We start from the raw sequence: 18257 nt of genomic DNA, 5'->3' as shown, positions 1-18257 counted from the left end.
GCTAGATTGAGAACCAATCCGCCGCTGTAATATTTAGCTTACACTGCCGGGTTGTTCACTCGACACAAGAGGGATGGGTATGTTTGATCGCCGTTTTTCGATGCGTACGTTGTTTTTGTTTTGGGGAAGCATCCTGGTCTTGGTCGGCTTGACCGGCTGCCCCAAATTCAAGGGCGCCGAGTCCGCCATGCCGCCGAACATCGAACTGGGAGGGGAGTATTACACCCAATTCGCCTTTCAGTACGAAAAAAACCGCCATCGCACCACCAATTACCGGCGCGGCTTGATGGTCCCGGTCAACACCCCGGTGGAACTGGCGGGCTGGGGGCGGAAAGGGTTCGTGGTGCGGGTGTTGCCGGACGGCCCTCGCATCGAAATCGAGAACGTCCAAAAACACACCGGAGATACGGTGGAACAGGCGTTTCACAAAATGTTCGCCCGATCCAAACTGGATTTGAGCCGATTTACCGCCCAAGAGCGCAAGCATATCCGGGCCGGCAAGGTGGCGCGGGGAATGCGCAAGGATGCGGTGATCGCCGCCATCGGTTATCCCCCCGTTACCGGAACGGCGTCGCTGGATATGAACGAGTGGCGCTATTGGGCCTCGCGCTTCGATACCTTCATCGTGCGCTTCAAAAACGGCAAGGTTGCCGCCATTGTCAACTGAACGAACCACTGCGATGTCGACTACCACCCACAGCGATTTGATTCAAGAACTGAAAGCACTCCTCATTCAAGGCTTGCATTTGGAGGATGTCGCCCCTGAAGACATCGATCCCCACGCTCCTCTGTTCGGGGAGGGGTTGGGACTCGACTCCATCGACGCGCTGGAAATCGGAGTGATGTTGGACCGCCAATACGGCATCAAACTGGTTTCCAACGACGAGAGAAACGCGCGAGTTTTCGCTTCCCTCGAATCCCTGGCGGAATTCGTGGCCGACCATCGCGCCCGGTGACATGCACCGCTGGTTGCCGGGTGTTGCGCTGACGTTTCTGTTTTTGGCGTATCCTTTTCTGGCCCAGGCCCTCGCCGCCCGAGGCGGGGGCGGGGCGCTTCCCTGGGTGATCGGAAGTGTCCTGCTGTGGCGGGCTTGGCGGGGCAAAGGAGCGATTCGCGGGTTGTGGTTGGCCTTGGGGCTGGCCCTGCTCGGCGGCCATCTATGGATGGGCGCGCAGGTGGCCCGCTGGGTGCCGGCGGTGGCTTTCGTATGGGTGGCGTGGGTATTCGGCCGCACTTTGATGCATCCCCCGCCGCTGATCGAACGCATGGTGCGGCTGCAATTCCGGGATATTCCGCCCTATCTGCTCGTCTATTTGCGACGTTTGACCATTGTCTGGACCGGTCTTTTTCTGGCCGCGGCGGCTGTTTCCGTCGGTTTGACGCTTGTTGGAACGCAATCGGCGTGGCTGGGATTCCACGGTTACGGCATCTATCTCGCCATGGCGGTTCTGGTGGGCGGCGAATATCTGTACCGGCGGTGGCGCTTCCCGGAACTGGGCCGGGTTCCGCCGCCCCAGGAAACTTTTCGCGAGGTCGTCAAGCATGGCAAGCGTCTTTGGGAAGACTGAGGGGAAAATCAGGCGTTGGTGGATCGCCTTGTGGTTGCCGGCGGTGTTGGCGGGCGATCCCGCCGAGCGGTTGAATATCTCCGAGCCGATCCAGTTTCGCTACCAGGAAACCCGCCTGCTGGCGCTCCTGGCCGAGCCTTGGCAAGGCAGCGGCTTCATGCTGGCCGATCCCGACGGAACCTTGGTCAAATTGCAGTTGGCGCCGCAGCGGATCATTATGATCGCCGCTCCCGACGAACTGTTGTACTACGATCCCGGAATCGGGGAGCGCCGCCGCCTGCCGCTGCCGGCCGAGGTGCCCCAGGTGGAGGGCATCGTCTTGTTGCAGCATCTTTTGCGGGGAGAACTCGAACCGATCCGCCGTCGATATCGATTGGATTATCGGGAGACCGCCGACGGTTGGCGGCTGGATCTAAGCCCCAAAAAACCGGAATCGGCCCCTTTCCGCACCGTTGTCCTGCGGGGGGATGCGGAAGGACGCCGGCGAGTGCTTGAGATCACCGAACCCGACGGCGATCGCAGCATGACCGAACTGATACTGGACGATCAGGGGGACCGGCTGCGCTTCACCATCGCCCGACTGCGCGAGGAAGCGGTCGGAAAATGACGCGCCGCCTCGCGATTCTCGCCCTGCTGGCGGTCATGGCCGCGGCGTTGGTTGCCCAGTTGCGACTGGAAACCCGGCTCTCGCTGTTCTTTCTGGGCCATTCCGACGAAGGCGGTCAATTGGTGGCGCGGTTCCAGCGTTCGGTGTTCGCCCGCCGCTATCTGTTGGCGATCGAACCCCGATCCGTAACCGATTCCGGCTTGTCCGCCTTCGCCCGAACATTTATCCGGGAATCGCAGGCCGTGGCGGGCGTGGCTCGAGTCTGGCCCGCGTTCCAACCGCCGTTTTCCCTTGCCGGCATGCTGGGCGGGTACGCCGCTCGGGCCCCGCTCATCTACAGTCTCGATCCGGCCGAGGAGGCGTCCCGACTGCTTACGCCCCAATCGCTGCCGCAGCGCGCCGAGAGGCTCAAAGGGGCGCTGTTGTCGCCGTTCGGCGATCTGGTCCAGCGGATCGCCCCCGACGATCCGCTGCTTTTGACCTTTCACGCTTTTGCCGATTGGCGCGACCGCTTGAAGCCCGAGGCCGAAAGGCGGGACGCCTTTTATCCCATCGTTCTGGAAAGCAAGTTCGAGCCTTTCGACAGCGACCGCCAGCAAGCGCTTCAGGAGGCGCTGCGGCAAGTCTTCGCCCGGCTCAACCGCCGCCACGGCGAGGCGTACCGCTTGCGCATGACCGGCGTGCCGGTCTTCGCCGCCGTCGCCCAGGATCGAATTCAAAGCGACGTCAGCCGCGTCACCCTCGCTTCCAGCCTGGGGGTCGTCGCGGTTCTCTGGGGACTGTTTCGAACTTGGCGCAGCCTGCCCGCGATCTCGCTGGTGTTGGCTTTCGCCTTCGGCAGCGGGGCGCTGGCCACCCAGTGGCTCTTCGGTTACGTCCACGGTTTGACCTTGGCCCTGGGGGCGACCTTGATCGGCGTGTGCGTGGATTATCCCATCCATCTGTTGGCCCATTGCCGGGAAGAGGGCGGGACCGATCGGGTGGCGCGGCGCTTGTGGCCGGCCCTGGGCATGGGCGCGCTCACCACCTTGATCGGCTATCTGGCCCTGGCCGCCACCGGCTATCCCGGATTCCAGCAAACCGCGGCGTTCGCCGGGATGGGCATCCTGGCCGCGGTGCTGGTCACCCGTTATCTGCTGCCGGTGTGGGTGAGCGGCGGCATGGCGGGGCCGCCGCGCCTGCTCGGTTTAGAGGCCTGGCTGGGCCTGTGCCGAAAATATCCCCGCCGGGTGTTGGCGGGCGTGGCCCTGCTGTTGGCGCCGGTGCTCTGGTTTTTGCCGCGGCTCCAATGGTTGGACGATCTGGAACGCCTGGCCGAGATCGATTCCCGGCTGCGCCGCGTGGATCGGGAGCTGCGTTCTCGCCTGGGCGATATCGAGCCGGGGCGGGCGGTACTGGTCGAGGCGTCGGATCTGGAGACCGGCTTGCAGCGCGCCGAGGCCGCCACCCGGATTCTGCGTCGCTTGAAGACGGAAGGTAAGCTGGCCGATTTTCAGGGCATCTATCCTTGGCTGGTGTCCGAGGCGTTACAGCAAGCCAACTGGCAACATTATCGCGACCGCATCACCCCCCAATTCGCGTCTGCCTGGGGCGAGGCGCTTCGCGCTCAAGGGCTGGCGGCGGGGCCGTTGGCGCTGGCAATTCCCGGCAAAACGTCCTCGGCGTGGTTGGAATCGGAAAAAATTCTCGATTCCGGCATCGAGGAAATACTGGTGGGCCAGATCGATCGAGCGCCGGACGGGGTTCATCTGGCCCTTTGGCTGGGCCCCCACGAGCCCGCCGCGTTGGCGGCGGCCTTGGACGATTTGGCCGGGGTGCGCTATTTCAGTCAGCGGGACCAAATCAATGCCCTGGCCGAACGGTACCGCCGCCGCGCGGTAAAGGCCCTGGGCGTCGGCGTGGGGGTTATCTTTTTGCTCCTGACGGTCCGTTACCGCAGCCTGGGGCAAGCGGCCCGGATACTGATGCCCGGACTGGTGGGGATGGCGTTCATCTTCGCCTGTTTCGCGGCGTTGGCTCAGCCGGTGAGTTTCTTTCATCTGATCGCCACCTTGCTCGCCGTTGCAATTTGCGTCGATTACGGTATTTTCTACACCGAACGCCGCGCCGGGGACGCCCTGGCCACTTATCGCGCCATGGGCGCTTCGATGCTGACCACGGTCACCGCCTTCGCCGCCTTGGGGTTGGCCGAAAACCCCGTGCTGCAAATGCTGTCGATCGCCGTGACCGGCGGGGTGGGGATCGGATTCCTGCTGTGTCCGGCGCTGATTTCCGCCCATTCCGTCACTCCTTTCCCAAAGGAATGCTAAGCTCTATTGAAACTTGCAAAATTCCATCATGCAGAATAAATGGTTGAAACGATCGCCCATGCTGGCCGTGCTGTTGTCCGGCTGCGCCGATCCCGGAATTTCCCCCGAAACCCTCGATCGAGCGCTCGAGACCCCCGGTGCGCCGCTGGTGGTGGATGTGCGATCCAAGTTCGAATACCGTCGCGGGCATATTCCCGGCGCGGTGCACGTGCCGTTTTGGAATGTCGCCGGCGCGCCGGACGTGGTGATCGAAGCCTGCCGGCGGCGGCTGGTGGCGGTGACTTGCGAACACGGTCCCCGCGCCGCTTTCGCGGCCGCCGGTTTGCGTCGCCTCGGCTGCGAGGACGTGCGGATGCTCACCGGACACATGGCCCGCTGGCGTGCCCAGGAGCGTCCCATGATCGCGCCGGAGCGGCGTCCTTGAAATGAGCGGCCGCATCGATCCCGTTGCCGTTACCGCCTGGCAGTGCCTGTCCGCCGCCGGTTCCGGCCCCGCGGCACTGCATGCCGCCATTCGAGGCAACCAACCCTGCTTGACGCCGATGCGCTTATTTCCACTTCCGTTCGAGACGGTGGTGGGGGAATACGTCGATTCCCTCCCCACGATTCGCTCGGAAATGGCTGCCTATGCCTGCCGCAATGCCCGCCTGGCGTTGGCGGCGCTGAATCGCGAGGACTTCCGCGACCGGGTGGCCGCGGCGCTGGATCGGTATGGCGCCGGACGGGTGGGCTTGATTTTGGGAACCAGCACTTCGGGGATTTACGACTCGGAAGAAGCTTACGCCCATTTCGTCGCCCACGGAACCATGCCCGCCGATTTCAATTTTTTGCGGCGCCATGCGATCCAGGCCACCGCCGAGTTCCTGGGTCTGGAATTGGGCCTCCAAGGGCCGGTGTATGCCGTTTCCACCGCCTGTTCCTCCAGCGCCAAGGCCATGGGCGCGGGACAGCGTCTGCTTCAGACCGGCATCTGCGATGCGGTGTTGGTGGCCGGAGTGGACACCCTGTGCCGGCTGACCCTGCGCGGCTTCCACAGCCTCGATCTGATCGCCGCCGGACTTTGCCGGCCCATGGACGCCGATCGGGAAGGGATCAATATCGGCGAGGCGGCGGCCCTGCTTCTGCTGGAACGAAGCGGAGCGGACAACCAGTCTTGTCCCCATTTGCTCGCGGTGGGTGAATCCTCCGATGCCCATCACATGTCCGCGCCCGACCCGGAAGGCCGCGGAGCCGAAGCCGCCATGCGCGCGGCGCTGGCTTTGGCCGGTTTGGAGCCGGAATCAGTCGGCTACGTCAACCTCCACGCCACCGCCACCGCCCTCAACGATTTATCCGAGGCGCGGGCGGTGGCGCGCCTGTTCGGTCGGCAAGTGCCGGGCAGCGGAGTCAAGGGGCTGTTGGGTCACACCTTGGGCGCATCGGGGGCGCTGGAGTCCATCGTCACTTTCGCGGCATTGCGGAACGGGCGGCTGCCCGGCACCACCGGTCTCCGGCGACCCGACCCGGAATGTCCCATTCATCTACTCGAAGGGCCGGCATCCACCGATACGGTGGTGGCTCTCTGCAACGCCTTCGGCTTCGGCGGCAGCAATGCCAGCGTGCTTTTGGCCCGGTCGGGGGAAGACTTGCCCGGTCGGGGTTTCCGGTGGTCGGAGGGAGGAGGAGACGCTCGGGAAGGTCTTCGCGCCCCCCCTCCCTTGCCCTCCCCCCAATGGGGGGAGGGTTGGGTGGGGGGAAGCCCTCCAGGGACGGATTCACGGCGTCCTTCCCGACCGTCTCCTCCCCCCTCCTTGGCATATGCTGACGGGAAGGAGGAGGAAAGCCCGAAACAAGACGAAGAATCGATTGCTTTGACCGGTTGGGCCGTCTGTACCGCCGAACCGGAGCTATCAGAATCCATGGGGATCGCCGCCGATCCGCTCGACCCGAAGCGCATCCCGGCGGCGATTCGCCGTCGTACCAGTCAGGCCACCCGGTTGGCTTTGTGCGCCGCTTCGCTGGCCTGCGAGCGAGCGGGGATCGATCCGGCTCAATTGCCGGCGGTGTTCGCCAGCGTGGGCGGCGAGATGCAGGTGACCGATCGCCTGTGCATCGAACTGGCCAAGCCGGACGGCTGGGTTTCTCCGACCCAGTTTCATAATTCGGTCCATAATACCGCCGCCGGTTACTGGAGCATTGCCACCGGCTGCCGGCGGGCCAGCACCGCTTTGGGAGGCGCGGAAGCCACCGTGGCCGCAGCCTGGTTGGATGCCTGGAGTCGCCTGCGGACGGAAACCGACCGCATTCTGATTGTTTGCTACGATGAACATTGGCCGGACTACCTGGAACCAGGGATGGGGATGCATCCGGTAGCCTTGGCGTGGGTGCTGGATCGCAGCGGCGACGGGGTTTTCCGAGTGAGTGAGTCCCGGCCGGATTCGACCGCCGTTTTGCCCGAGGCGCTTGTCCGCCGGATAAGCGAGGCGCCGGTTTTGGTGGGGGTTCCGTTGATTGCGATGTTAGGCAGTGTGGATATTCATGGTGAGAGCCGGGGAGAACCCTCGGGGACCGTTCGCGGCAGGGATGCCGCGATTCGAGCGTACACGGAGGTATTTACAGCGTGTCCCGGAGGGTTTTCTCCGGCTCCCGACTCCAACCGGCGCTCCAGTCAACAGAAGTCAAGATTCAGATACCACCATGTCCCTCTGGGTGTCGGTTGGTCCGTGAGACTGAGCCGATCATGAGCCACGATTACGATGTCATCGTCGCCGGCGGCGGGCCGGCCGGTTGTACCGCCGCCACATTGTTGGCCCAGTATGGTCACCGGGTCCTGCTGCTGGAGAAGGGCAGCCATCCCCGCTTCCATATCGGCGAATCGATGCTGCCCTACAGCGAACCGGTCATCCGTCGCTTGGGGTTGGACTGGAGCGAGGGGGCCGTATTCAAGGCCGGCGCGGTGTTCATCGACGAAGCCTTGAACAAGCAGATGTTTTTCCAGCTCAGTGGCGAACACCGGGCCTATCAGGTGGATCGATCCGAATTCGACGCCAAACTGTTCCGCAACGCCCGCCGACACGGGGTGGAGACCCGGCAGAAATGTCCGGTGACGGCGGTGGTCTGCGGTTCCGACGCGGTTCGGGTGAGCGCCGCCGGAAACGATTACCGGGCTCGCTACCTGGTCGATGCCACCGGCCGCAGCGCTCTGATGGGGCGCGGGGAGCGTACCCTCGAGCGGATCGAGACCCTGGGGCGCTTCGCGCTTTACAGCCATTTCGGACCGGTTCGGGGAACTCTGGCCGACGGACTGTATGCGCACGGCAATATCTGGATTCTGATGGTGGATATCGGCTGGTTGTGGGTGATTCCCCTGGCGAATGGGCGGATCAGCGTCGGTCTGGTGGTGCGAAGTAGGAAACCCCGGGGCGTTTCCCCGGAAGCCTTGTTCCGGCAATATCTGGCCGCTTCCCCCCGGTTGACCGAGCTATTGCGAGGTGCTCGGCAACTCTGGCCGGTGAAATCGGAAGCCAATTTCAGCTATCTCAACCGCCGCCGCTACGGCCGACGCTTCATCAGCGTGGGCGACGCCGCCGGCTTTCTCGATCCGGTGTTCTCCTCCGGGGTGTTTCTGGCGCTCACCGGGGCCGCCCGCGCCGCCGACCGCATCCACCAGGGACTGGCCGAAGAGCGGGAAGCCGATCCGGCGCTTCACCGGCCGGACGACGCGCGCCACGCCTTGGGTTTCGACACCATGTACGCCTTCGTCGAACGATTCTACCAATCCGATCTGATCCACAATGTTTTCTTCGAAGCCCACCGCGACGCCCGGATCAAGCGCGCCATCAGCGAACTGTTGGCGGGCAATCTGTGGAGCGGGGAAAACCCATGGCAAGCGACCATGCTGCGCGGTCGATTCGTTCCCAAATCCCCATGAGAACCATCCCCGCTTCCTGTGATGTCGCCGTCATCGGGGGCGGACCCGCCGGGAGCAGCGCGGCGGCGCTTCTCGCCCGAGCCGGTTTCGAGGTGGTGCTTTTGGAGCGCGCCCGCCATCCCCGTCCGACGGTGGGGGAAAGCCTGATCCCCCATTTCTGGAAATACACCGACCTGACCGGAGCGACACCGCTGATCGAGGCAGAGGGATTTGTGGCCAAGGCGGGCGGCATCACGGTTTGGGAAGGGGAAATCCGGCGCATTTCGTTTGCCGATTTCGGCTTCCGGAGGCCCGCTCTGCATGTGGAGCGGGACGTATTCGACCATCTGCTGCTGCGCCATGCGTCCGACTGCGGTGCCCGGGTATTCGAGGAGGTCTCCGTCACCGCCGTCGAACCCGCCGCTCAATCGCCGCGGCTGCATTATCAAGATCGATGCGGCGGCGAGACGGTCCGCGGCGAGTTGCGTTGCCGTTATTTGATCGACGCCAGCGGGGCTTCCGCTCTCTTGGCACGCCATTTCAAGGTGCGTCACCTGGCCCGGTCTCGCCATCAATTTCTGTCGTTTTGGGGCTATTTCCAGGATTCCCGCTTCGTCGGCGCCGACGGTCGGGGCTATCCTGGCGACCGGCTCGGCGCGGTGCGGCCGGTGACTTTCGTGCGCTCCTACGAGGACGGTTGGATCTGGCACATCCCGCTGCGGCGGGTCACCAGCGTAGGATTGGTGGTGTATCGCAACCGCGCCTTGGCTATGAGCGGAACCGAGCGACAAACCTATTTTCTCGATACCTGCGCCCGGGTACCGTATCTACGCGAACTGTTGGCCCCGGCCCGGTTCGTGGAGGGATCTCTCAGCGGGCGGCCGGATTTTTCCTATTACGTGGACACGGTGGCGCGGGAAAACTGCTATTTGATCGGCGACGCCGGGGGATTCGTCGACCCGATCTTCTCCCACGGGGTGCTCAACGCCTTTTACAGCGCTTCCCTGGCGGCGCTGGCGATTGGCGAATCTCTGCGCGATCCGGCCCGTCGCGATCGTCATGCTCAATTGTGCGCCCGCCGCATCCGTCAGTTTTACAGTTTCTCCCGCGCCCTCGCGCTGGGGGATGTGGGCGCCAACGGGGTGGATTTAGAGTCGGTCAAGGGGTTCATGCGCTCGGTTCCTCGCCGCGAGTTGGAGTTGATGCTGGCCGCTTCCCTTCTCACCCGGCGGACCCGGCATTTCCGGACCTTGGTGGCAGCCGCCGGCCTTGCGGCGCATATCGAAAGCCGGATCGAGGCGCTGGCGCAATTGCGATTATGACGGGCGGTGTCGAGAGGCACATAACTTTCAGGTAGGGGGATTGGATGAAACTGCGCGAAAAATATTCCCGCTTCGACCGCTACCATTCGGAATGGTGGCGAGTACTGATGCAGGGGGGCTTCATCGCTCTGACGGGCATCGTCCTGGCGCTGGCCAGCGCATTCCGGCCCGACTCGGTCATCCTTTTGGCCTATGGTTTTTCCTGGCTCCCGCTGGGAGGCATGGTGATTCTCGCCATGGGGCTGCTGGAGTGCCTGGATGCCTATTTCGCCCACCACCAGCGCGATTTTCTCCAAAACCTGCAAGTGGGGGTTTTGGATACGGTCGTGGGCGGGATGATCGTCTTCAACGTGACCCACGAGCCGGCCCAATTGAGTTTGTTGATCGCCGCCTTCCTGATCGTGCGGGGAATCGTGCGCACCGTTTTGGCCTATGCCTTGCGGCTCCCCCAAACCGTCTCGACGGCGATCGGCGGGGTGGCGTCGGTCATTCTAGGCATCCTGGTCTGGTCGAAGTGGACCAGCGCGGAGGGATGGTTGCTCGCCTTGTGCCTGAGCATCGAAATCGCCTTTCGAGGCTGGGCGATGATGATGTTCGCCCTTTGGGTGAGGAAGCACCGTCAGGAACTCCCCGACCGGGTCGCCGGTGCTGACTGAGTGCCAGCGGGAGGTTACACTAGGTATGTCGATATTTAGTCGCGCTTTCAGGGGGGAGCCGGAGAGAGCGCTCCGGCTCCCTCCACACAGGTAGACAAGGGCTTCTAAAACCTGGCGTTCTCGATGGTTCGCCGGATTGCCGGATGGATAGTCACACAAGGAAAGCTGGGGGAGAACCGATGAAAAAACGTTTCTGGGTCGCCGCCGAACCCTACGATCCCGCACTGATCACCGCCGCCATCGAGGCCGGTGCCGAGGCGGTGGTCGTCCCGCCGGGCAAGCATGCCGAGGTGGAACGGCTCGGCCGAATCACGACCGTCTCGGAGGACGGGGATCTGCAGTGGGGCCGCGACGTGGCACGGGTGCGCATCCGATCGCAGGCCGACGAAGAACAGGTCGACGGCCGTCTGCCCACGGTGATCGAGAATGACGACTGGACCATCATTCCCCTGGAAAATCTGATTTCCCGCGCCGCCGGCAATCTGATTCAGACCGTTCACGACGCCCGCGAGGCGGAATTGGCGCTTCAGGTCATGGAACGCGGCGCCGACGGGATTTTGCTGAGAACGACCGATCCGGCGGTGGTGCGCGAGACCGCGGCGGTGGTGGAGCGCGCCAATCGGGAGGATATCCCCTTGACCCCGGTGCGTATCGTGGAAACCCGGCCGGTCACCCTCAGCGACCGCTGCTGCATCGACACCACCAGCCTGCTTCCCCCGGGGGTGGGGCTATTGGTGGGAGATACCGCCAGCGCTTTTTTCCTGATTTACAACGAGAACGTGGAAACTCCCTATTGCAACCCGCGCCCGTTCCGGGTCAACGCCGGTGCCGTGCATGCCTACGTCCGCCTGCCGGGAAATCGGACCTCTTATCTCGCCGAACTCTCCACCGGAGACGAGGTTTTGGCCGTGGACCCCAAGGGCTGCGGCCGCATCGTCGCCGTGGGCCGCAACAAGATCGAGCGCCGGCCGATGCTGCGGGTGATTGCCGAGGACGACGAGGGCCGGCGGGTTTCCCTGATTCTGCAGAACGCCGAAACGGTCCGCCTGACCACCCCCGAAGGCGATCCGGCCTCGGTCACCGCCTTGCAGTCCGGGGATCAGGTGCTGGCGGCTTTTTTTCAGCCCACCGGCCGCCATTTCGGTCGCGCCATCGAAGAGCGCATCCTCGAGAAATAGGGCTTGGAGATTCTCCCAACGGGCGCGGCGCCTTTTAGCAAAGCCTTCCAAACGAGCGCTTATCCTTCGCGTTGCAATTTTTTCCCGCCGGGATTAAAATCCGCCGATTTTTTTCTGCTCGACGGGTCGCGTGCGGCGGGGGTGAGGGTAATGCGGCTGGTGACTTTCGATCCTTTTCGGGCGCTGGATATTCCCGGCGCGGTGTATGTCAAACCCGAACAGATGTTTCTTCAGCGCGATCGGCTGGCGGCGGCCGATTGGGCGCTGTTTCCCGAGTCCTGGCAGGTGAACGCCCTCCATTACGGGCTCAAGCTGCGGATTTTCCCGAGCGTGGTGAGCTATCACCTGGGCATGAACAAGGTGGAAATGACCCGCGCTTTCTGGTCTTTGTGTCCGGACCACGTGCCGCATACCCGCATTCTGCCTAACAACGACAACGGCCGAGAGCAGGTGCTGGACGAATTCGCCTTTCCCTTCGTTATCAAGGAGCCGCGCAATTCCATGGGACGGGGGGTGCATTTGATCCAAAACGCGTCTCAATTCCTCCGCCTCGCCACGTCGCTGGAAGTGCTCTACGTGCAGGAATATCTTCCCTTGGAGGCCGACCTCCGCGTGGTCCTGGTGGGCAACGAGGTGGTGACCGCCTATTGGCGCTGCGGCGGCGACGGTTTCCGTCACAACATCGCCCAAGGTGGTCAAGCCGATTTCGAAGACATCCCCCCGCCGGCGTTGGAATTGGTGACCCGCGTGGCCTCCCAGCTCGGTGTCGATCACGCTGGATTCGACGTGGCCATGGTGGAAGGGCATCCCTATCTGCTGGAATTCAATGTGCTGTTCGGCAACGAAGTGCTCAACGCGCGGGGAATCAAACTCGGCGATCGGATCCTGAATCATCTCCACAAATCCCTGTCGAATCCGCCTCCGGCCTGGCTGCCGAAGGCGAGTTGAGCCGTGCCGTCAAGAACGGGAGTATGGTCGCGCCAATTACTCCTGGCCTTCGTCTTTCAGATCGCCAACGAACCGAGGGCGCGGGAGGATGCAAATTCCAATCTTATGCCGGGGATCGTCTCCAGGCTGCCGAGCCGGTCCAAAGGCATCCAGTCGAAAACCATGTCTTCATAGCGTATTCCCAACCGGCGAATTCCCGCTTCAGGGCGCGGAGATGGAAGCCCAGCGTGTCCGCGCCGATGGGGGAGGCGGCGGCCGCGATCAGGCCGAAGCCGAGCAGCGGAAGGGTGCGGTGTCGAATGGACATGACGGCTTTCCTCGCAATCGTGGACGTCGGTGTCAGAAAATCATTTGCAGTCCCAGGTTGGCGCCGAAGGCTTTCCAAGTCACTTCGTTCAGGCGGGTCTTGATTGTCGTGCCGTCGGTGAAAAAAGTTTTGTCGGTGCCGGGGTCGGTTTCCCAGGTGCGGTAATCGAAGCGGACTTCCAGCGCCAGGTTGTCCGTCAGCTGCCAGTCGCCGCCCCAGAAAGCGTCGATTCCCCAGCCGTCGGCATGGTGGCGGAAACTGACCGGATGGCGCAATTCGCTGCGCAGGTTCCAGTCGGCCTTGGCGTCGTAGTCGGCCCAGTGGTATTCGGCTTGGCCGAACAGGCCGAATCGCCCCAGTTCCGATTCGAATCGCAGACCCAGCCAGGGACCTTTCCATTTGGCCTTGTAACTGCTGTCGAGATCGGGAAAACGCCCCGGCGGCGGAGTCAGTCCTTCGGTGGCGATGACTTGGCGGCCGTGCGTCATGTGCAGGCTCTGCTCGTAATAGGCGTAGCCGCCCAGGGGGGTCAGGCGCAAATAGGGATGGCGGCGCGAACCCAAGACGGTGAAGGCGTAGCCGAGGCCGCCGGAAAGATCCAGGGTGTGGCCTTCGTCGGCATTGTTGATGGAGCGGGAATATTCCCCGTTCCGGTTGTTCTCGGAATAATCGGAATCGCGGTTTTTTCCGTCCACGATCCAGCTGTAGGCGGCTCGGGCCTGGACCGCGACGTTGACCGGCGTGACGATGTGGGCGTCGCCCGCCAGCCGGATGCTTTCCACGTCCTTCCATTTCAATTCCGAGAGGATATTGGGGGGGATCTCGCCGCTGGGATCGGCGGCGATGTTCCAGCGCAGCCGGTCCTGGCGGTAACCGCTGTTCAGCCCGAAGCGAAACAGAAACGGCGAGGCGGATTCCGGAACGGTTTTTGGGGGCTTGCGCTTGTCCCGGATCACCGTCATGTGCAGCGCCGGGGTTTCCTCCGAAGCCGCCATGCTCACCACCTCGGGCCGCGGCTTTTGCTTGAATACGTGCATATGCAGGGGAAGGGCGTCGTCCGCCGCTGCGGCGGGGAGCCACAGGATCGCAAGGTAAACCGCTGTGCGCCTCATCGCTCCAGCGCCTCCCGGAAGCTGCCGGCGGAAATGAGATAAAGATAGGTGTTATCCCCCGGCGGCAAATCGGGTTTTTCCACGGTGGCCGCCAGCCAATCGCCGTGCAGCGCTTCCGGGTCGATCCGGAGGGAACGGCCGCTGCGGTTGGTCAGTTGCAGCGCCGTGACCGTCAGCCCGCCGCGTCCCCAACTGGCGAGGGGCAAAGCTTCCAAATTCGGGGTGAGCAGCACGGCGTGCCTCGGCGGGGCCGGTCGGAGGCGGATTTTGAAATCGTTGGCCACGGTGTGATCGGCCGTCCGAACCGCCTTGGCGGCATGGCGGGTCAATTTCATATAGGTTTGCTGAACTTCGCCCGCGAGCAAATCGTCATCTTCCGCAGCCGGCCGATGCTTTGATTCCCAGTATCCGTCCTTGCGGTTGTAGCGATCCATGGCGTCCTGGCCGCCATAGGTTTTATAAGGCGCCTGCAGTTCGTAGCCCCGGTGTTGGTCGTAGGGGTTTTTGTACACGTCCAGGGTGCGGGCCCGGTTGCCCAGCGCCGGATGGACGCTCTGCTGGCGAAGCCAGCCTTCGCTGACTTGGGCGGTTCGGGACGGCGATTCGATGACGAAGGGGCGGACAATGATGACCAATTCGGTGCGCCGGCGGCGCTGGAATTCGTCGCGGAACAGGCCGCCCAGAAGCGGAATGTCGCCCAGCACCGGCACTTTTTCCTCGGTGTCTTCGGCGCGCTCGTTGATGAGACCGCCCACCGCTACCGGTTGACTGTGCTGGGCGACGATCGAGCCGGTATAGGTGCGGGTCTGCACCGTGTCCACCGCGACCGTCTGGGTGGTGTCCACATTGCCGGGAACGGGAATCGAACCGCAGCCGGGGCAAGTGGCGGCCTGCTCGATCACCATGCGGATATTCACGCTGCCGTCGGCGTTGATGGTGGGGGTCAGCAGCAGGGTGTCGCCGATATTGCGGATTTCCACTTGAGGGTCGCGTTCGCAGACCACGCTGGTGTTGGTGCTCACCAGCCCGCTGCCGACGCTGGGGCAGGTGACGTCCACGTCGGTGGTGATCGGTCGTTCCTCGCCGATGAAAATCCGGCTGACCTCCTGATTGGTGGTGAACAGCATCGGCGTGGCGACCTCGGTCACCCGGCCTTCCCGCTCCATCAACTGCAGGCGCGCGCGGAAGTTCTCGCTCACCAAGGTTGCCAGCAGTGCTGGATTGCCCAAGGCCGGAGCGGTGCTGGCGAGACCGTTGATGATCGCCGGCCCCAATTTCTCCGCCACCGTGACTTCCTCGGCGGTGCCGTCCGGGTTGACCTTGACCCCGGGGACGGCCACCGTGTCGGGAGTGGTGGCGAAATTGGTATTGCCCTTGGAGATGGCGGTATTGCCGGCATCCACGGCGAATTCGAATACCGAATCGTAACCGTCGGTCAGATCCACCTGGAGCACTTTGACTTCCAGCAACAGCGTCGCCATGTCGGTGTCGATTTTGTCGATCAATTGGCGAATCTGTTCCAGGGCGTCCTGGTCGCGGGTGCGCACCACCAGCCGGTTCTGGCGTCGGATCAGGGTGACGTAGATCGGGGCGGTGCGGCGGGTGGCCTCGAGCACCACCCGCTTTTCCTGGATCGCGCCCAGGAGCTTTTCGGTCCCGGTCATTTCCTCTTCCACTTCTTCCGTGCTCAGGGCCGTCTCACCGGTGGCTTCCCGCTGTCGCCGCTGGCGTTGGCCGCCCACGCCCCCGAAACGTCCATTCAAGGCGCCGAAGCCACCGCCGCCGATTCCCCCTCGGCTGATACCGCCGCCGCTTCTGCCCCGCGCGGTTCCGCTGCCGGTGGTGCTGAGGCGGCTTTGGCTGTCGATGATGTTGAAGCGTTGGAAACGCTGGGCCAGGTCGGAAAGAATCTGATAGTCGTTCTCCGAGCCCATCTGCAGAATCACCCGCTCGCCGAACAGGTCGGAGATGGCGGTGGCCGTATCGAGCACGTTCATCTCGTGCTTGAGGGTGAACACCTCGGTTTGCTCCTGGGAATAGTCCACCTCGCCGAGTCGGAATTCGTCCACGGTGTATACCCGAACGATGCGGGACTTGGGATCGCGCCGGTACCACAGGTTGTAGGTCTTGGACATGGCCTCCAGCACTTCGAGCGGCCGCACGTTGCGCAGGAACATGGTGACCGGGATGCGGGAGGCCTTTTCCGAGGCGACCACGTTGAAATCCGATTGCTCCGAGAGAATGCGCAGGGCGTCGCCCACGGTTACGCTGCGAAATTCGATCTGGGCGATGCGATCGTCGTCGGTTTGGCGCGCCGCCGGCAAGGAGCAGGGCAAGGCCAAAAGCAGCACCATGGCCATTTTGCGTAGGGTCCGGGCCCATCCGGAGATGGGTGGGTTGTTATTGGGATGGGTGAAGGCGTGTGTCATGAATCGTTTTAATGAAGAACCAAGGTTTCGTTTTGGGGCAGTACCAACAAACGGACGGCGTTGTCGGTGATCGTTTCGATCCGGAGGGTGAGGAGGCGGTCCTGGTGGAACACCGTGACCTCGTCGCCGTCCTTGACCAGAACGGTTTTCGCCCCGACCTGCAGCATCGCCGCCGGCGGCGTGTGGGGCTTGAGTACCTTGGCCACCAGCGTGACCGCCGGCAGGGTGACCGGGACCGTCGTGTCATCGTCGGTTTTTTGTCCTTGTCGCAGCAGGGCTCGGAAACTGCGCTGAAACGCCGGATCGGGTCGGGTCGGATCGGGCAGCGCCGGGTTCGGGATGCTGTTTTCCGCGGTGGAATTGAGGCCTGTCAAGGCTTCCTGGAGGGTCTTTTGTTTCCGTTCCAATTGCAGCAGCGCCTTATTCACCTTGTCCTTGGTTTGGGCCACTTTGTCGTCCAGGATGTCCGCAGGGGTCTTGCCCACGTTCAGCAGGGATTCATCCGCACCCGCCGCTGCGGCGAGAATCAGTCCGACAAATATCCCCGTGGATCTTCGGGCTTGTTTATAAACGTGACTCTCGGGAGTTGAATGGGCTTCGGCGGCTTGTCTGGAGGGCGTTTGCGACCGGGATGGTCGCAATCGAGCCCCCACGGATGGGTTGACGGCGTCCCGGAAGACAAGCCGCCGAAGCCCAAACACCCACTTCAGGCTGACTCTCACGATTTCCCTCCCGCCGCGAACATGGCCACCAGGAAGGCGGCGTAGACGAATCCCACGATGCCGCCCACCACGATGGTCACCACCGGCTCCATGATCGCCGCCATGGTCCGGATTCGGCGCGCCAGGAGATCTTCGTGAAACAAGGTCATTTCCTCCAGGATTTGTTCCAGGGTGCCGGCGTTTTCTCCCACCACCAGCATTTTGTGCAGCAAGGGCGGGAAGCCGAATTTTTCCCCGATCGGTTCCGACAGGGATTCGCCGTAGAGCACCTTCCGCCGGGCGGCGGCCACCCGGTCGGCGAGATAGCTATTCATGAGCAAGGCTTCCACCGTCTCCAGGGCTTCGACGATCCGCACGCCGCTTTTGAGCAAGGTGCCCAATCCCCGGCAGAATCCGACGGTGCCGGCGAAGCGGGCGATGGGGCCGAACACCGGGAGTTTGAGGATGACGAAATCCATCCAGTAGCGAGTAATAGGGAAGCGCCTCAGCAGGAAGATCGCCGCCACCGTCGCCACCAAACCGATGAGCAGGGTGGGGCCGTTGGCTTCGAACCAGTCGGAGACGTCGATCAAGGCTTGGGTGATGGGGGGCAGCTTGCGTCCGATGACCGAGAGAAATTTCTTGATCTCGGGCACCACGGTGGTGAGCATGAACACCGCCACCCCCACCGCGAAGACGATCACGAATCCCGGATAGGCCAGGGCCGAGATCACCTGGCGCTTGAAGTTACGGCTGGCTTCCAATTCCTTGGAAGCGTGGTCGAGGACGAAGTCCAGATTCCCGGTCTGCTCGCCCACCCGCACCATCGCCAGGGTCAGATTGTCGAACACCGAATGCTCCATGAGGGCTTCGGTGAGGCTGTCGCCGTCGTTGATGCGCCGGGCGCACCGATCCCATACCTTGCGGACCGCGTAGCGGGAGTGGCTCGCGGTGATTTTGAGGGCGTCCAGGATCGGCAACCCGCTGCGCAGCATCACCGCCAGTTGGTGAAAGTCGCGCTCCACGTCCACCGGCCGCATCCGGCGATGTTCCAGGGGGTTGAGCGGGAAGCCGCCGCCGTCCTTGCGGCTTTTGATCTCGGTGACGTTGAGCACCAGCAGCCGTTGGCCGCGCAATTCGGCCGTCACCTGCTGGGGCGAATCGGCGGTCAGGGTGCCGCTCTGCTGGCGGCCGGTGGGATCGCGGGCGATGTAGCGGTATTCGGGCATT

The 18257-nt window shown here is 63.2% G+C and carries 17 protein-coding genes; 12 read left to right on the top strand and 5 right to left on the bottom strand.

The genetic code is table 11. The annotated features are described in order from the left end of the window. Nucleotides 1-79: 79 nt before the first annotated feature. The 12 genes from H035_RS0115405 to H035_RS0115350 all read left to right on the top strand — a co-directional run bounded on the left by H035_RS0115405 (nucleotide 80) and on the right by H035_RS0115350 (nucleotide 12478). Nucleotides 80-667 (top strand): hypothetical protein, encoded by a 588-nt coding sequence (locus H035_RS0115405; protein WP_022949857.1) that lies wholly within the window; start codon nucleotides 80-82, stop codon nucleotides 665-667. 13 nt (nucleotides 668-680) lie between these two features. Then, a complete protein-coding gene (locus H035_RS0115400; RefSeq protein WP_022949856.1) occupies nucleotides 681-956 on the top strand; it encodes a phosphopantetheine-binding protein in 276 nt (91 codons plus the stop codon). 1 nt (nucleotide 957) lies between these two features. Further along, complete coding sequence (locus tag H035_RS21000; protein WP_022949855.1) at nucleotides 958-1569, top strand: COG4648 family protein; 612 nt, start codon at nucleotides 958-960, stop codon at nucleotides 1567-1569. Then, the gene (locus H035_RS0115390) at nucleotides 1544-2176 is read left to right on the top strand and encodes a LolA family protein (RefSeq protein ID WP_152486084.1); all 633 of its coding nucleotides are present in this window, start codon (nucleotides 1544-1546) and stop codon (nucleotides 2174-2176) included. Before H035_RS21000 ends, H035_RS0115390 begins: the two co-directional genes overlap by 26 nt. Further along, complete coding sequence (locus tag H035_RS20170; RefSeq protein WP_022949853.1) at nucleotides 2173-4485, top strand: MMPL family transporter; 2313 nt, start codon at nucleotides 2173-2175, stop codon at nucleotides 4483-4485. The genes H035_RS0115390 and H035_RS20170 overlap by 4 nt, the downstream gene beginning before the upstream one ends. A 28-nt stretch (nucleotides 4486-4513) precedes the next feature. Beyond that, the gene (locus tag H035_RS20995; RefSeq protein ID WP_022949852.1) at nucleotides 4514-4909 is read left to right on the top strand and encodes a rhodanese-like domain-containing protein; all 396 of its coding nucleotides are present in this window, start codon (nucleotides 4514-4516) and stop codon (nucleotides 4907-4909) included. A 1-nt stretch (nucleotide 4910) separates the two neighbouring features. Beyond that, nucleotides 4911-7208, top strand: coding sequence for a beta-ketoacyl-ACP synthase (locus H035_RS21555; protein ID WP_022949851.1), 2298 nt, complete (start codon nucleotides 4911-4913; stop codon nucleotides 7206-7208). Then, nucleotides 7205-8395, top strand: coding sequence for an NAD(P)/FAD-dependent oxidoreductase (locus H035_RS0115370; protein ID WP_022949850.1), 1191 nt, complete (start codon nucleotides 7205-7207; stop codon nucleotides 8393-8395). Before H035_RS21555 ends, H035_RS0115370 begins: the two co-directional genes overlap by 4 nt. Then, on the top strand, nucleotides 8347-9696 hold the full coding sequence (locus H035_RS0115365) for an NAD(P)/FAD-dependent oxidoreductase (RefSeq protein WP_022949849.1): 1350 nt from the start codon (nucleotides 8347-8349) through the stop codon (nucleotides 9694-9696). The genes H035_RS0115370 and H035_RS0115365 overlap by 49 nt, the downstream gene beginning before the upstream one ends. A 44-nt stretch (nucleotides 9697-9740) precedes the next feature. After that, on the top strand, nucleotides 9741-10352 hold the full coding sequence (locus H035_RS0115360; protein ID WP_022949848.1) for an HdeD family acid-resistance protein: 612 nt from the start codon (nucleotides 9741-9743) through the stop codon (nucleotides 10350-10352). Between the two features lie 179 nt (nucleotides 10353-10531). Beyond that, complete coding sequence (locus H035_RS0115355; protein WP_022949847.1) at nucleotides 10532-11530, top strand: 3-dehydroquinate synthase II; 999 nt, start codon at nucleotides 10532-10534, stop codon at nucleotides 11528-11530. A 150-nt stretch (nucleotides 11531-11680) separates the two neighbouring features. Beyond that, the gene (locus H035_RS0115350; RefSeq protein WP_026596681.1) at nucleotides 11681-12478 is read left to right on the top strand and encodes an ATP-grasp domain-containing protein; all 798 of its coding nucleotides are present in this window, start codon (nucleotides 11681-11683) and stop codon (nucleotides 12476-12478) included. 103 nt (nucleotides 12479-12581) lie between these two features. Here the strand turns inward: H035_RS0115350 and H035_RS0115345 are convergent, their stop codons facing one another. From H035_RS0115345 to H035_RS0115325, 5 genes are read right to left on the bottom strand one after another with little or no spacing between them, the layout of a single operon-like run. Further along, nucleotides 12582-12785 (bottom strand): hypothetical protein, encoded by a 204-nt coding sequence (locus H035_RS0115345; protein ID WP_022949845.1) that lies wholly within the window; start codon nucleotides 12783-12785, stop codon nucleotides 12582-12584. 32 nt (nucleotides 12786-12817) lie between these two features. Continuing rightward, nucleotides 12818-13897 (bottom strand): hypothetical protein, encoded by a 1080-nt coding sequence (locus H035_RS20155; RefSeq protein WP_022949844.1) that lies wholly within the window; start codon nucleotides 13895-13897, stop codon nucleotides 12818-12820. Then, a complete protein-coding gene (locus H035_RS0115335; protein WP_022949843.1) occupies nucleotides 13894-16326 on the bottom strand; it encodes a DUF3438 family protein in 2433 nt (810 codons plus the stop codon). Before H035_RS0115335 ends, H035_RS20155 begins: the two co-directional genes overlap by 4 nt. 8 nt (nucleotides 16327-16334) lie before the next feature. After that, complete coding sequence (locus tag H035_RS0115330) at nucleotides 16335-17048, bottom strand: hypothetical protein (RefSeq protein WP_022949842.1); 714 nt, start codon at nucleotides 17046-17048, stop codon at nucleotides 16335-16337. Next, on the bottom strand, nucleotides 17045-18256 hold the full coding sequence (locus tag H035_RS0115325; protein WP_022949841.1) for a type II secretion system F family protein: 1212 nt from the start codon (nucleotides 18254-18256) through the stop codon (nucleotides 17045-17047). Before H035_RS0115325 ends, H035_RS0115330 begins: the two co-directional genes overlap by 4 nt. Nucleotide 18257: the final 1 nt, after the last annotated feature.

Origin of the sequence: Methylohalobius crimeensis 10Ki (genome assembly GCF_000421465.1) — a bacterium.
Classification (GTDB): Bacteria; Pseudomonadota; Gammaproteobacteria; order Methylococcales; family Methylothermaceae; genus Methylohalobius; species Methylohalobius crimeensis.
This window is presented reverse-complemented; position numbering and strand designations above follow the sequence as displayed.